We start from the raw sequence: 14202 nt of genomic DNA, 5'->3' as shown, positions 1-14202 counted from the left end.
CTGGGCAATCCTGCGCATGTGCTCCACACCTCCTCGTCGACCGCTCCGAACGGCATCGGGCGGCGGGGAGAACCTATCCGGCCCATCGGCTCCTCGGCAAAGGGTTAACGAGGACACGCTGCGGCGTGATCGAATAGGGGATGACATCGTTCTGGACCGGCGACCGGGTACGCCTGCGCGGTATCGAGCCCGACGACTGGACGGCGTTCATGCGCTTCGCCGTCGACGAGGAGCGGTTGGGAGACGTGCTGCACCCACCACGTTCCGCCGAGAGCTTCCGTGACTGGGCGAAGGAGCAGGCCGCGGCCAAGTCCGACGGCGACTGCTTCGGGTTGGCCATCGAAGCCGTCGACACGGGGGAGACGGTCGGTGCTGTCGGCTCGCACCACGCTGATCCACGTGCGGGCTGGTTCGAGTACGGCGTCACGATGGGGGCCGACCATCGACGCAAGGGATACGCGGCGGAAGCCGTGGTGATGTTGCTGCGCTTCATGTTCGCCGAGCGGCGCTATCACAAGTGCGGGGCGCGAATCTTCGCCCACAACGAGGCGTCGTTGGCACTTCATCGACGGCTCGGTTTCGTCGAAGAGGGTCGCCTCCGTGATCACGTGTTCTTCGCCGGTCGACACCACGACCTCGTCCTGATGGGCATGCTCGCCGACGAGTTCGCACGACTGCACGCGATGGGCGAACTCGACTGAGGAACTCGACGAGCGCTGGTCTGCTCAGTGCGCTGTTGTCCGGGTGCGTGCTGGGCTGCATTCGACGATCTCTCGTGCAGCCTTCAGTCTGCTGGGGTGGTCGCCGATCAGTCTGGTGGTGATGAGCACTGCGATCATGAGGGGGACACCCTGGTCTTTCAGGTGCTGCTGGACCGCGTCCATGTCGGTGTCTGCCTCGAGCAGTGCTCTGCATTCATCGATGCGGTCGGCGGCCCGCTGCGCCAGCTCGGGGGACAATCCTCCGATGGAGGAGAGCAGCTCTTCTGCGGTGGGACTCGGCATGGTGGGGATCTTCTCAAAAGATCGTCCGCGGGCTCCACGAGTTTCAGCTCCCTCACCTGTCCCGCCCGGTCGACGCCGAGATCGACGAGCGCGGCGAGTCGCGCCTGGTCGAGCGTGTCGCGGCGGGTTTCCCGGTGGCCGATCCTGCCCGGTGTGTTGGTCGCCCGCCGTCGAGCCACTGACGACGGGCGCGCACAGCCTCAGTTCGCCGTCGGCCACACTTGACGAGAACTCGCCGTCCGCTACGACACCACCGCCCTCGTTGCGGTCCTCAACGAGGCGCTGTGACCGGCACTTTCGCAACCGGCTGCGCGGCCGGTGCGAGAAAACGGCTCGCGAGCTCATGGGGCGGATGGCAGGGTGCGGCGCATGGCGCCCCAGTATCAGATTCGTGCCGACTACGATGCTCGCACGATCGTGGTCTACCAGGCGTACGCACCTGCCATCGCCGATGCGGCACTGCGGGCAGGCCGCTTCGTTGCGCCGTTCTCATTCCACAGGATGACGTGGATCAAGCCGTCGTTCATGTGGCTGATGCACCGCAGCAACTGGGCCCGCAAACCCGGTCAGGAGCGCGTTCTCGCCGTGCGGATGACGCGGGAGGGCTGGGAGGAGGCCCTGTCCCAGGCGGTGCTCACGACCGCAGACCCCGCGACCCTCGCCGAGGCGGCCGTGCATGTCCAGTGGGACCCGGAGCGCTCGCCGCGCGGGGCGGCGCTCAACCACTACAGCATCCAGGTCGGCATCGGCCGCCATCGGATTCGCACGTTCACCGACGACTGGATCGTGAGTCTCACCGACCTCACCCCGCAGGTCCGCAAGGCTGCTTCCCTGATACAGGCTGGGCATTCCGCGAAAGCCCAGCGGCTGCTTCCCGCCGAGCGCGCCTATACGCTGCCCCGCGCACTGGAGGACCGCCTCTCCTCAGGGGGGTGACTGCCGCCTCCGGAGATCGGAGGCAGCAGCCCTGGGTGGACAGGCTCGCCCGCTGTTGCGGGAAGAGACGGCCTGGGGGCGTCACCGTGAAGCTGTCGGCTGGTCACGGCGCTCGTGGGGGAGTCGCGCGAGGGTGACCGTGCGGAGCAGCCATTCGACCGGGGCGTACCGGTACCGCGCCGTCAGCCATCTGCTGAAGGCGAGTTGACCGGCATAGAGCACGAGTGAACCGAGGACGACGACGGCCGGGCTGAGGCGGTCGTACAAGGCCAGCCCGTAACCGGTGAAGACAAGGGCCATGATCAGGGACTGGCTCAGGTAGTTCGTCAGGGCCATCCGGCCCGCAGGGACGAAGACCGCTGCGATCCGCGCGCCCCGGGCGGTTTGCATGAGCAGGAGCATTCCGCAGATGTATGAGGCGGTGAGGGCGGGGGCCGTGACCGTTCCCACCATGGTGCCGAAGATCGACCATCGCGGACCGAGCGGGCCGCTGACGGCCATCGCCATGAAAAGGCTGCCGGGCAGGCCGACGGCCGCACCGAGGCGGAAGATGCGGCGCATCTGTGCACGGCGGGTCCCCGTGTCGGCGAGCAGACGCCGCTTGCCGCAGTGCAGCCCGACCAGGAAGGCGGTCATCACGAATCCGCTCATCAGCAGCGCGGCGAGGAGTTGGCCGGGCAGCAGGCCGAGGTTGGCCCGCACGACGGACGATGCGTCGCCGCGGTAGGCGGCGACGAGTTCGGTCAAGCCTCCCGCGAGTTCGGCGTCCGCTTCGGCATCCGGCATGAGCACGGTCCCCAGGCCGACGAGGAGAAGGAAGGCGCTGAAGCATCCGTACAGGATTCGGGCGGCGCGGAGTGCCGCGCCGGGCGTGCGGTTGCGTGCCGCGATGAGGATCAGGCCGAGCACCGCGTACGTGATGAGGATGTCGCCGGTGTACAGGAGTACGGCGTGCGCGACGCCCAGGACGAACAGTCCGAGTGAGCGGCGCAGCAACCGGGGAACGGCGCTCGCTCCGACGCGTTCCGCGGAAGCCAGCTGAAGGGTGAAGCTGTAGCCGAAGAGGAACGAGAACATCAGGTAGAACTTGCCGACCGCGAGGGTCAGGACGACACCCTCGACGGTCCGGTCAAGTGAAGTGGCCCCCGGATCGATGACGGCTCCGAGGCCGTACGGATCGGCCATCATCAGCGCGTTGACCAGGAGAATGCCCATGAGTGCGAAGCCACGCAGGGCGTCGACCTCCGGTATTCGTGCCGGTCGGTCTCCTTGTGTACGCGCAGCCGTTGTAGGCACTACTTCTTCCCCCGGGTGGTCATGGGTGCGGGGACACGGGGCTCCTGCCCCTTTCCCCCGGCCCCTCTGAGTGAGCAGCGTGGTCGAGCGGTTCTCGGGCGGAATTCGGGCGGCGTTCCTCCGAAGAGGCCGTCGCGTACTGCCCGCATCAGGGGGACTGCGGTTGGCGTAGTCCCTGGAGGAGCAGTTCGATCAATCGGCGGGGGTCGTAGCGGGGATCGCTGTCGTGTCCGATACAGAGGTTGCCGATGCCGCGCATCAGCTCGTAGGCGTGCGTGCCGGCCCGGATCTCGCCGGCGTCGACCGCGGCCTCGAGGAGTTGCGCACAGACGGGGACCAGGCGGTCGAGGAAGTAGGCGTGGAGTGCCTCGAAGCCGCTGCCTTCCGATTGCAGCGCGCCCGCGAGTCCGTGCTTGGTGACCAGAAAGTCGACGAAGAGGTCCACCCACTGGCGGAGTGCCTCGATCGGCGAGCCGGCGGCGGCCAGCAGGTTCGGGCCGGCCTCGGCGCACGCCTCCACCTGGTGGCGGTAGACGGCGACGACGAGATCCGCCCGGGTGGGGAAGTGGCGGTAGATCGTCCCCATCCCGACGCCCGCGCGGGCGGCGATCTGGCGGATCGGTGCGTCTACTCCCGAGGTCACGAACACCTCGGCTGCGGCATCGAGCAGCGTCTGCTGATTGCGCACCGCGTCGGCCCGCTTGCTGCGCGCTGACGATCCTCTGGGCTCGCCGGCAGTGGGCACGGCGCTCTCCTTCCCGGCATCTTCCGACGACCGTTGACGAAACGGAACGTTGCTCCGTATCGTTGAAGCGGAACCGCGCTCCGTTTTCAGGATAGCTGAAGCCGCGGCCCACTCCTGCCCCGCCTCGCCCGCGCCCGGCTCCACGAGTCCGGTCGCCGAGGCCATCGAAGGGAAACGCGTGTGATGACCGCATCGACTCACATGGCAGACATAGCCGACATGGCCGACATCCTGGGCTCGCCCACTCCCGTCATCTCCGTCAGTCCGGTCGTGCTGCCGGCTCCCGGCCGAGTTGTGGACCTTCAGGTGCGCATCTCCGCCCCGGTGTCCGGGACCGAGCTGCCCGTCATTCTCCTCTCCCACGGTCTCGGCTTCTCCAACAACCTCTCCTCGCTGAAGGGTTACGCCCCCCTCGCCGACTTCTGGGCGGCGTACGGCTTCGTCGTGATCCAGCCCACCCACCTGGACTCCCGGACGCTGAGCCTGGGCCCCGCCACCCCCGGGGCGATCCCTCACTGGCGCAGCCGGGCCGAGGACATGACCCGTATCCTCGACCAGCTCGACGCCGTCGAGGCGGCCGTCCCGCAGCTCGCCGGACGTCTGGAGCGGAACAAGGTCGCCGTGGCCGGGCACTCGATGGGCGGGCACACCGCGAGCCTGCTCCTGGGCGCCCGGCTCACCGATCCCCACGACGGGACGACGGTGGACCTGGCCGATCCCCGGATCAAGGCGGGCGTGCTGCTGGCCGCGCCGGGCCGAGGCGGCGACGCCCTCACCGAGTTCACGGTCGAGAACTACTCCTTCTTCCTGACCACGGACTTCTCCTCGATGACGACGCCCGCCCTCGTCGTCGCCGGCGACAAGGACGAATCCGCCTTCCTGACCGTCCGAGGCCCGGACTGGCACACCGATCCCTACACCCTCGCCCCGGGCCCCAAGTCCCTGCTCACCCTCTTCGAGGCGGAGCACGGGCTCGGCGGGGTCTCCGGCTACGACGTCGCCGAGACCACGGACGAGAACCCCGAACGAGTCGCCGCCGTCGCGCGACTCACCCTGGCCTACCTCCGCACGGCGCTCTGGCCCGGTGACCCCTCCTGGCAAGCGGCTCGAGAGGCACTGACGGGCGGCCCTGAACCGATCGGCCGGGTCGAATCCAAGGAGGCGGCTTGACCAGCACGGCGCGCCGCGGCCGACTGCGCCGGTTTGCCCGAGGTCCCTCCCCACGACCACTGGAGCGACGGAGTCGAAGGTGCCGATCCGGCTCGGGCGGTCGACCGCGAGGGCGTCGGCAGGGCAGACTCTGAGGAGAAGGAAAGGGGCGGGCGATGACCGCACAGCCGATTCGCCGACACGAGCCGGAGCGAGTGCCGCGCAATGCCAGGGGCATCGCCGACGCGCTGACGCCGGAGACCGCGAAGGAGTTCTACGCCGAGCTCCTGGCCGCCCGGCCGGAGGAGGCCAAGGGCGTGCTGTTGCGCTGGTGGGGTCGCGCCATGCTCGAATCCGATCCGGGCCGGCAGCGCCGGGTCGCGTCCGCGCTCGCGGGCACGATGGCGACGATCGCCGTGCAGGACATGCTGGACCGGCGGCGGGCTGCGGGACTGCCCGTTGAGTGAGCCCTTCGCCGACGGCTCCGACGGCTCCGACGGCCTGCCGTGCGTGCTGTCGGAGGACGTCACCGCCTTCATGACCGACCCGGCACTGCCCCCGTGGGCGATGGGGCCGGTCGTGACCGCGCTGGTGGAGATCGGCGAGACCCGAGGGCTCGTCGCCGGAAGCACCGTGGTGGAGGACTGGCCGGAATGCCGGCTTCTGCCGCTCGGTGAGGATGGGTCCTTGGGCATCGTCGAGTATGTGATCGCCAAGGACGCCGTCCCGCCGCAGGTGATCGTGACCCGCGTCCTGCTGTACTGAACGCATCAGGTTCCACGCTGCACCAGTGAGCGCGGCACGCCCCTCAGGATTGACGGCTAACGCTCTTAGCCATACGGCGACCGAATCGGCAGCACCATGTCCGCCGCCGTATCGAACCTTTCCTCAAGGGAGTTGGCGGTCGTCACCGCACGACGCCGTGACGGGCCGCCGCACCGGCCGCCGATGGCTCGACCGTATGGCCGGCGGGACGGAAAGCCGCGCCCTGGCCCTCACCTCGCCGCGGCTCCCGCACATCCGTGCGCGTGCCGCCGGGAGTTGAAGTCGAACTACCCTTCGGATCATGGCTTTACGACCTGAAGAGTTCTACGACCACGCCCGTGCCGCCGCGGATGACGAGCGTCGGCTCCCGCTCGCGCGCATGACCGGGTGGGACATCAGTCCGTTCGAGCAGGACGGATTGCGCGTCGCACCGCTGCGCCCTCCGGTCCTGCCCGAGCCTCCGCGACACGGCGAGGACCCATCGGACTGCGGGTCGTGCCGTGACCGGGACGAAGGGATCTGGCTCAACGACAGTTGGCGGCTCACCCGGATCACGGGAGTCGGTGTGCCGCTGGTACTCATGTTGCATCCACGGGAGCACCATGACATGGCTGACCTCCCCGACACCCTGGCAGCCGAACTGGGGGTCCTGTCCACGCACATCGTCCGCCACGTACAGGCCCTTCCGCACATCGCGCGGGCCCACGTCTACCGCATCGGAGACGGGGGCGCCCACCTGCACATCTGGTTCTTCGCCCGCCCCGTGGGACAGGCCCAGCTCTACGGATCTTGGCTGCCGGTCTGGGACGATCTGCTGCCGGAATACCCGACGGACGTCGCCGATGCGGATGCGTCGATCGTGGCGGACGCCCTGGTCGCCTCCCTCGGCGGTCGCCGCTCGGCTGCGGGCGAAGCGTCGCCCGGCTGATCTTTACCAAACGGTCGGCCGACGATCGTCCCTGCTCAGATAGCTTCTTGGCATCCGTTGAAGGTGATGTGTGCTGGCTGCTTGCGCCATGGCGGGAGCAGCCCGAGGGGAGGCATGAGATGGGTTCGATCAACGTCCTGGAGACGGCCGCCGCACTGCCGGCCGCATGGAGCTCCTACTCCTTGGGTGAGGTCGGGGCGGCCCGCGTGAAAGTCCTGCGCATGGACGGCAGCCCGGTCCAGGAAGAGGCACACGGGGCCGACGAGGTGCTGTTGGTGCTCGACGGGCGGATGGAACTGCTGGTCGAGGGCATCGAGGTCGCCGTGGAGACAGGCGAGATGTACCGCGTGCCGGCGGGCGCCCGACATGCTGTCGGTCCCGGTAGCCACGGCACGTTGGTGATCGTGGAGCAGCCCGGGGCGTGACCGCGTTCCACCTCGATCGGCAGTCGATGGCTCAGCGCGCGTCCGCCCTGGCTGTGTAGTGTCCACCCGGTGGACAACTACCCCGCTCATGCGCCTGACGGGCTCTCTCGGCGGGCCGAGTATTTCGTCAGGGTCCACGGGCTGCGGCTCGAAGGCTTGGGGGCCGCACAGTACCGGGAGGGCTGGTCGGAGCGCGGGATCCCTGACACCGTCGTCGACAGGGTCATGGCGTTCGAGGAGCGTTGGGGTGGCGTGGTCCTGCCGCCGGCTCCGACGTACAACGGCGGTCCGACCCTGTTCCGCCCCGACACTCCGGAGGCGGCGCCATCGGACGGATGGTGGTTCTGGGCGGGAGATCAGCGGGCCGCGGTCCCGTACTCCTTCATGATCGGCCCCCGTGGCGAGTTCGGTCTCGGCACATGGCGATGGGTGCCCCTGCACGCGAGCGTCGACGGATGGGTCGAGTCGGTCGCGCTCGCCCATCACGCGACCATGTGGGCCGAGCAGATCACCAAGGTGACCGGGGATGACGTCGACGCCCTGGAGCTCGGGTCCTACGAGCCGGTTCCGGAAGTGGAAGGGCTGGCCGATCGATGGTGGCGAGGCACGGACTCGCTGATCGCGGTCTACACCGGCCAGGCCGAGTTCTTTTCCCGACCTGACTATCGGACCGCCGTCATCTACTCCGGCCTCGACAGCTGGGGCCTGCACGGCTGAGCGCCCACTCCTGACGCGGAGCCGCACGCGTCGGCCGGACGGCCGAGTCCATCCGGTCGGCTGCGCCGTACGGATGGACTCGGTCCGTCCGGCGCCGGGTTCGGGGACCCTTAGGACGCTGCGGCCTACGTTCGCACTGCTCGACCATCCCTCCACGAAAGGCAGTACCCGTGCGATCGATCCGTTGCGCCCTGACCGCTCTCGCCGCTGGTGGCATCCTCCTGGCGGGTGCGTCCGCCGCCTCCGCCGACGACGCCTTCACCATCTACGCACCGGTCAGCAACACGTACTCCATCGTCTTCGGTGACCTGAGCCAGGTGGCCGGTGACGACGTCTTCAACGCCGGCCGCGACAACACCGTCGGCTCGAACAACGGCGCGGCGCCGGCCGGCGACATCGGTATGGCGGCCATGCCCGGCACCCAGGTCATGAGCAACGACGCCCTGATGCGCGCCGCCGGACAGTGGACCGGCAGCATCAAGAGCAAGTAACTCCCGCTGGGTGGACGAGAATGTGAGGGCCGCCACCTCCGGGCGAGGTGGCGGCCCCTCGGCGGTCGGGACGTGTCGGTCCGCCGGGTGTTCCTCGGAGCAGGTGCGGCCGGTAGCGCGCTGGTCACGATCGAACTGCTCACGCCGGGGCGCGCCGCGGCCGTCACCGGGGCGTCGGAGTAACGACATCCTCCACCGCCGTGTCTCCCGTACGGGCCGGGCCACCGCGCTGTCCGTCCAGTCGCTCGTCGCGCAGTCGGTGGGGGCCCTCACCGGCCTGGTCGTCGGCGTGCTCCGGCCAGGCCCGGTGCCTTGGCTGCTGGGAGGTTTCGTACTGCTGGCGGGTGCCCTTGCGTGGTTCCGCCGCAGCGGGACCACACCGTCCACCCGGGTGGCGACACCTCGGCCACCCCTGGCGTGCCCCACCGCGGCACGGGAGGGCGCCGCCTCCGAGGGCCGACCGGTATCCGACAGGGACCTGACCGTCCCGCCGCCGAAGTGCTCGCCCGGTCCTGGCGAGGCGGTGTGGTCAGGGCACCGGCCCGGCGGCACACTGGAACTCCACGCCCCGCAGCGCCAGGAGTGACGTGCCCGTCCCGATCATCATCGACTGCGATCCCGGACATGACGACGCCCTCGCCATCATGCTGGCCGCCGCCGACCCGGCGGTGGACCTGCTCGCCATCACCACGGTCGCGGGAAACCAGACCCTCGACAAGACCACGCTCAACGCCCGCCGGGTCTGCACGGTCGCGGGGATCACGGACGTACCCGTCGCGGCAGGTTGCGACCGGCCGCTCGTCCAGCCGCTCGGCGTGGCCGCCGACGTGCACGGGGTCAGCGGACTGGACGGGCCGATGTTCCCGGCCCCCACGGTGGACGTCGTCCCGGAGCACGCGGTGGACCTCATCCACCGGCTGCTGGCCGAACACCCCCAGCCGGTCACCCTCGTTCCCACCGCGCCGCTGACCAACATCGCCCTGCTTCTGAGGCGGTATCCGGAGGACGTCTCCCGCATCCACGAGATCGTCCTGATGGGTGGTTCGACGGAGCGGGGAAACCGGACCCCGGCGGCCGAGTTCAACATCCTCACCGATCCGGAGGCCGCCGACATCGTCTTCCGCTCGGGTGTGCCGGTCACCATGTGCGGGCTCAACGTCACCCACCAGGCGCTGGCCACACCCGAGGTGGTGGCCCGCTTCGTGGCCCTGGGCACACCCCTCGGGCAGACCTGCGCGGACCTGCTGACCTACTTCGGGTCCACGTACCGCGAGTTGTGGGGGTTCCCCAGCCCGCCGCTGCACGACCCCGTGGCGGTGGCCCGGGTCATCGATCCCGGGCTGGTGCACTGCGTGGACGCCGAGGTGGCGGTGGAGTTGCACGGCCGGTACACGCGCGGCGCCACCGTGGTGGACCTGCACCGTTCCACGGGCCGCCCGGTCAACGCGCGCGTGGCCGTGACCTTGGAGACCGACGCGTTCTGGGACCGCATGGTCGCCGCCGTCGAGGCACTCGGCGCGCGCACCCACGGACCGACATCCCCCTGACGACCGCCGCCGTCACCGGGGCCGGTACCGGGATCGGCCTTCCTGCCGGCGACGGACCGTCCACCGCCCGGCGACCGTGCCCCGGGCCGCCGCCGAGGCCGCCACGCGGCTTGACGGGCGGCGCCCGAAAGGTGGTTCACTCGTCGCGGTCCCATCGCAGCGCGGCGTACGTGGTGGGGACCGCGACCAGTGCCGAGATGACCACCGCCATGGCCGCCGCCGCCCAGGCGTCCCACAGTGTGAGGGAAAGGAACGACACGGCGAGCGGGACGACGACCACCGCCCCCGCCCCCGCCACCGCCTTCGGCCGGCCGAAGCCGACCCGCGGAGTGACGGGGCGGCCCAACGCGTGGCAGCGGGCCCGGCGGGCACTGCCGAACGCGGCGATGAAGGCCAAGGCCGCCGTCCAGACGATGACGAGCGTGAGCCCGACGTACATGGTGGACTCGTCGGGCAGTCCGGGGAGCGTCTCGGCGACCCCGTCCTGGCGCACGGACACCTGGACGTCTCGCCACGTGGTGACCTCCACCTCTTCACCGGGCTCGACGAGGTACGCCAGATCGCCGTTCGAATCAAGGTTGAACGGCTGATCGGCGGGCGCGGGAACGGGGGCCCGCAGCCGTACCTGGAAGACGTCCACGGCCTTGGGGCCGCTCTTCGCGTTCTGGGCGGAGAGGACGGTGGCACGGATCGTCCGCAGGCAGTCCTCCGTCCCCCGGGAGGCCGAGGCCTCCGTCTCGACGCACGGCCTGGCCGCCAGGAACGCCTCCTCGTCGGCTATCGCACCGCTGATCAGGCTGCCCGCCCCAGCGGAGAGCACCAGCAGCACCAGGCCCAGCATCGCCCAGGCCACGGCGCGCAGCCGCTCGTCGCGGGCTCGCCCCAAGGCCATCGCCTGTTGTACCGCCATGTCCGTGTCCCCCTTCGCTGTGGATCGATCGACCCACTTCCCCCCGCCCGAACCCTGTTCGACGGCAGCACCCCGTACGTCGAGCATTTCGCCCTCGGTTCGGCGGGCCGACCGCGGCCCTCCTCGTCGCCATCGGCCAACATCGCGGGTGAGCGCGGGAGTTGCCCCGCGCCCCGTGATGCGGTCGCCCGTGCACTGGTCGGCCGCTCAGCCGAGATTGATCGTGCGGGCCACGAACGCCTGCGACAACGGTGTTTGCTCCGGCTCTCCGAGGGGTTCCTCGGCCGGGAAGAGGGATCCGGTTTTGGTCGGATCGTAGAGCCGGACCAGGTCCATGGCCGCCTCGACGGAAGCCTGTTGTTGCCCCTCGTGCCGGTCGCACGGACCGCCGCCCGTCGAGATCACGCATGGCTTGCCCTTGGCGTTCGGGACCCGGCATCGCACCACCGGATCATGTACGTGGCACAAGCCCGACGGTCGCGCGTCGACCTGGCACCGTTCGCCCTTCTTCGTCGCCGCACGGCACTGATTCATGATCATGACCCGGAAGGCTACTCGGCCCGTACCCGCAGCCGCCCCCTCGGGGGAGCGCGTCCGCATCCGGTGCCGTCGGGACCTCGGAGGGCGGGCCGTCGCGCACCTGGGCCGGTGAGGTGAACCTGTACGTCGGATGGCGGCGGGGCGGGTGGCAGCAGTGGCAGTCCGCCCCGGGGGACCCGAGGCTCGTTTCCGCAGACGAGCCCACGAGGAAAGGTCAGCCGCCCATGCCGCATACCAACGAGGAGGGCGTCGCCACGCGCCCGATCGCTACGGACGATCCGCATCGGAGCCGAGCCGGTCACCTGCGGACCGCGATCAGGCGAACCCATCTGATCCCGGCGTTCTTGGTGCTCACGGTCATGATGGTGGCCCTGTGGCTGATGGGTATGCCGTTCCTCCAAGCCCTGACGATTTCCACCGCGGTGAAGATCTCGGTGGCTCTGCTCGAACTCAGGCGGCTGCCCGACCCTGTCGACGACTGACACGAGCTCGGCCCCCCGCACCCGCGCCGCGGCCGCCCGGTAAAATTGCCGCGCCGTGCCCGCTCCCGCACTGGCAGGATGCCCGGACAGGGGTCGGACGCTCGGCAGTGAGGCGGGGGACATGGGGGACGCTCTGCACGCTCTGGACGCGGTGGACTGGCGGGCGTTGGGGGCGGTGAGCCCGGACCGTCCGGCCACCGACGTGCCGAAGGTGCTGCGCCGGATCGCCCGGGCGAGCTCCACCACCCGCCCGGAGGCCGTGCGGCGCGCGTACGGGGAACTGCAGGACCTCCTTCTGGGGAGCGCGGCGGTGGGCACGGCCGCGCTGCCGTTCGTGGTCGATCTGGCGCTCGACCCGAAAACGGTCACGGTCCTCCGGCCGGACCTGGTCGACCTGCTGACCTACCTGACCGGAGACGGTACGGCCGGGGACGATGCGACCCGGGACGGTGCGGCCGGACAGGCCGACTCCGAACGGTCGGCGGTGTGGTGGCAACAGTGGCCCCGCATGCTGAAGTTGCTCGACGACGGGGACCCGGTGGTACGGCGGGCCGCGCTCGGGTTGATCAGCGACCGGACCGGGCCCCTGCTCGAACGGTGGCATCAGGAGACGGCACCGTCGGTCCAGGTGCCCCTGTTGCTGGCGCTGGGCCGGGCCGCGGCCGACGAGGACCTCACGAAGGAGACGGACGCGGAGGTACGCGCCGTGCTGGACGGGCTCCTCCACGGCGAGGATCCGGTGCTGCGGGTGGCGGCCGTGGTCGCCTCCGCACCGCTCGACCCGCAGGCGGTGTCGCGCGCCCGCCCCATGCTGCTGGAACTCCTCACCGATCCGGTACTCGCCCCGAGGTTCGGGGAGGTCTGGTACACCGTGGACTGCGAGCTCCCGTACGAGCGCGACGACGTCGCGGCCTGGGTCGTGGAACTGCTGGACCCGGACATGACGGCGGCGACCTCGTTCCTGGCCGCGCTGGTCGACATCGGCAGTCGCATCGGCGACGCGGAGCTGCGCCGATGCGTGGTGGACCAGGCATGGCGACTCCTGGTGACCCGGCCCTCCGCGGCAGCGGCCGTGCTGCCGCTCGCGGCCGGACTGCTGACCGACCCGGACGACGACGTGCGCTACAAGGCCGCACATCTGCTGGCGATGCTCGGCCGCGCGGCGGCCCCGCACGCCGACCGGCTGGCCGCCCTCCTCGACGACCCCGGGGAGTCACGGTTCTTCGACGGCACCGTCGGTGACCACGCGCGGTGGGCCCTGACGCGGATCGGGGACCCCCGCGCCCTACCCGATCTGGTCGAGCGGCTGGTGGCGCCCTACCGGGACATGCAGGGTCGGGGCTATGCCCTGAGCGACCCCCGGCAGCCGGACGTCGCCGACGTCCTGCGGCCGCTGCGCGCGCACGCCGAAGTCCTACTGCCCGCGGTACGAGAGGCACTTCGGGACGAGGTCTCCCGCGCGGGATGGCTGGTCCGGGACCTTCGGGACGTGCTTCACGCGTGGGGCGAGAACCCGCTGCTGCCCGGCGAGCTCACACCGTACCGGCCGCCGGCGGGACCACCGTTGCCGGAACCGGCGCAGGCGGCGGCGGAGGTGCTGACCTATGCCGCCGAGGGGGAGTGGCACGGGACGTTCGCCGCCGCCCTCGACGCGCTCACCCGCCACGGACACCTCACCCCGCCGGTCCGGGAGGCCCTCACGGCACTGCGCGCCGCGGACCGCCGGTTCTCGGAGTACGGCGACTACCGGGCGGTCCTCCAGGACGAGCGGATCCGCGCCCGGATCGACCGGGCGCTCGCGCTCCCGTACGCCGCCCACGACCCCCTCGGCGCCTCCTGAGCCGCCCATTCCGGATCTTGCCGGGCCCGGAAGGATCCGGAAGAGACGGCTCAGGCGGACCTGCGGCGCAGAGCCCGGCGGACCAGGTACAGGGCGACGAACAGCACGACGGCGACGATCAGGACGATCAGGAGCGTCTTGAACAGCCCGCCCTTCTTCTTCTTGCTCTTCTTGCCCTTCTTGGTCCCGGTGGTCGCCCGGACCGGCGAGGACATCGGCGCTTGGAGGGCGGTCGCCACGCCGGCACCGGCGAGAGCACCGCTCTGCGGGAGAGCCGCGGCGGCGGGTGCCTGCCGGGCGGCCGGAGCGGCCGTCGAGGCGCCTGCCGCGGGCCCCAGGAGCAGCCCGGCCACCACGAAGAGCGGGATGAGTGCCGCCGCGACCGTCGAGCGCTTCTTCGGATTGCTGTTCGTTGTCACTGTTTCCC

Annotated in this window: 18 protein-coding genes; 12 read left to right on the top strand and 6 right to left on the bottom strand. The window is 70.3% G+C overall.

Features of this window, described 5'->3' with window-relative positions:
- The first annotated feature begins 140 nt into the window (after positions 1-140).
- Positions 141-701 carry a GNAT family N-acetyltransferase gene (locus ACGFYY_RS28750; RefSeq protein WP_393713735.1) on the top strand — a complete coding sequence of 187 codons (561 nt, stop codon included), beginning with the start codon at positions 141-143 and terminating at the stop codon, positions 699-701.
- A gap of 24 nt (positions 702-725) precedes the next feature.
- On the opposite strand, the gene ACGFYY_RS28745 is transcribed toward ACGFYY_RS28750, so the two are convergent.
- Positions 726-1004: a hypothetical protein gene (locus ACGFYY_RS28745; RefSeq protein WP_393713733.1), complete on the bottom strand. Its 279-nt coding sequence runs from the start codon at positions 1002-1004 to the stop codon at positions 726-728.
- Between the two features lie 369 nt (positions 1005-1373).
- On the opposite strand from ACGFYY_RS28745, the gene ACGFYY_RS28740 reads away from it, so the two are divergent.
- Entirely contained in the window at positions 1374-1940 is a 567-nt protein-coding gene (locus ACGFYY_RS28740) for a DUF4291 domain-containing protein (RefSeq protein WP_393713731.1), read from the top strand.
- An 81-nt stretch (positions 1941-2021) separates the two neighbouring features.
- Here the strand turns inward: ACGFYY_RS28740 and ACGFYY_RS28735 are convergent, their stop codons facing one another.
- Both ACGFYY_RS28735 and ACGFYY_RS28730 read right to left on the bottom strand, forming a co-directional pair.
- A complete protein-coding gene (locus ACGFYY_RS28735) occupies positions 2022-3155 on the bottom strand; it encodes a DUF418 domain-containing protein (RefSeq protein ID WP_393713730.1) in 1134 nt (377 codons plus the stop codon).
- A gap of 229 nt (positions 3156-3384) precedes the next feature.
- Entirely contained in the window at positions 3385-3981 is a 597-nt protein-coding gene (locus ACGFYY_RS28730; protein ID WP_393713728.1) for a TetR/AcrR family transcriptional regulator, read from the bottom strand.
- 183 nt (positions 3982-4164) lie between these two features.
- Here ACGFYY_RS28730 and ACGFYY_RS28725 point away from each other — a divergent pair, with 183 nt between their 5' ends.
- The 8 genes from ACGFYY_RS28725 (at position 4165) to ACGFYY_RS28690 (ending at position 10003) form a co-directional block, all read left to right on the top strand.
- Entirely contained in the window at positions 4165-5151 is a 987-nt protein-coding gene (locus ACGFYY_RS28725) for an alpha/beta hydrolase family protein (RefSeq protein WP_393713726.1), read from the top strand.
- 155 nt (positions 5152-5306) lie between these two features.
- Complete coding sequence (locus ACGFYY_RS28720) at positions 5307-5597, top strand: hypothetical protein (RefSeq protein WP_393713724.1); 291 nt, start codon at positions 5307-5309, stop codon at positions 5595-5597.
- Positions 5590-5895 carry a hypothetical protein gene (locus tag ACGFYY_RS28715; protein WP_393713722.1) on the top strand — a complete coding sequence of 102 codons (306 nt, stop codon included), beginning with the start codon at positions 5590-5592 and terminating at the stop codon, positions 5893-5895. The genes ACGFYY_RS28720 and ACGFYY_RS28715 overlap by 8 nt, the downstream gene beginning before the upstream one ends.
- 301 nt (positions 5896-6196) lie before the next feature.
- Entirely contained in the window at positions 6197-6823 is a 627-nt protein-coding gene (locus ACGFYY_RS28710) for a hypothetical protein (protein WP_393713720.1), read from the top strand.
- A 119-nt stretch (positions 6824-6942) separates the two neighbouring features.
- Positions 6943-7248, top strand: a complete 306-nt coding sequence (locus tag ACGFYY_RS28705; RefSeq protein ID WP_393713718.1) for a cupin domain-containing protein — start codon at positions 6943-6945, stop codon at positions 7246-7248.
- 156 nt (positions 7249-7404) lie between these two features.
- Complete coding sequence (locus tag ACGFYY_RS28700; RefSeq protein ID WP_393713716.1) at positions 7405-7965, top strand: hypothetical protein; 561 nt, start codon at positions 7405-7407, stop codon at positions 7963-7965.
- A gap of 170 nt (positions 7966-8135) precedes the next feature.
- Complete coding sequence (locus ACGFYY_RS28695) at positions 8136-8456, top strand: hypothetical protein (RefSeq protein WP_393713714.1); 321 nt, start codon at positions 8136-8138, stop codon at positions 8454-8456.
- 587 nt (positions 8457-9043) lie between these two features.
- On the top strand, positions 9044-10003 hold the full coding sequence (locus ACGFYY_RS28690; RefSeq protein WP_393713712.1) for a nucleoside hydrolase: 960 nt from the start codon (positions 9044-9046) through the stop codon (positions 10001-10003).
- 136 nt (positions 10004-10139) lie between these two features.
- Here ACGFYY_RS28690 and ACGFYY_RS28685 read toward each other — a convergent pair whose 3' ends face one another.
- Entirely contained in the window at positions 10140-10913 is a 774-nt protein-coding gene (locus ACGFYY_RS28685; protein WP_393713710.1) for a hypothetical protein, read from the bottom strand.
- Positions 10914-11120: 207 nt separating this feature from the next.
- Positions 11121-11453, bottom strand: coding sequence for a hypothetical protein (locus ACGFYY_RS28680; RefSeq protein WP_393713708.1), 333 nt, complete (start codon positions 11451-11453; stop codon positions 11121-11123).
- A 224-nt stretch (positions 11454-11677) separates the two neighbouring features.
- Here ACGFYY_RS28680 and ACGFYY_RS28675 point away from each other — a divergent pair, with 224 nt between their 5' ends.
- Positions 11678-11935, top strand: coding sequence for a hypothetical protein (locus ACGFYY_RS28675; protein ID WP_393713706.1), 258 nt, complete (start codon positions 11678-11680; stop codon positions 11933-11935).
- 121 nt (positions 11936-12056) lie between these two features.
- Complete coding sequence (locus tag ACGFYY_RS28670; protein WP_393713704.1) at positions 12057-13775, top strand: HEAT repeat domain-containing protein; 1719 nt, start codon at positions 12057-12059, stop codon at positions 13773-13775.
- 50 nt (positions 13776-13825) lie between these two features.
- On the opposite strand, the gene ACGFYY_RS28665 is transcribed toward ACGFYY_RS28670, so the two are convergent.
- Positions 13826-14194, bottom strand: coding sequence for a hypothetical protein (locus ACGFYY_RS28665; RefSeq protein ID WP_393713702.1), 369 nt, complete (start codon positions 14192-14194; stop codon positions 13826-13828).
- Positions 14195-14202 lie beyond the last annotated feature (8 nt).

The organism is Streptomyces sp. NPDC048331, from assembly GCF_043201215.1.
Taxonomy (GTDB): domain Bacteria; phylum Actinomycetota; class Actinomycetes; order Streptomycetales; family Streptomycetaceae; genus Streptomyces.
Note: the sequence above shows the minus strand (reverse complement) of the source record. Positions and strands in the feature narration are given on the sequence as shown.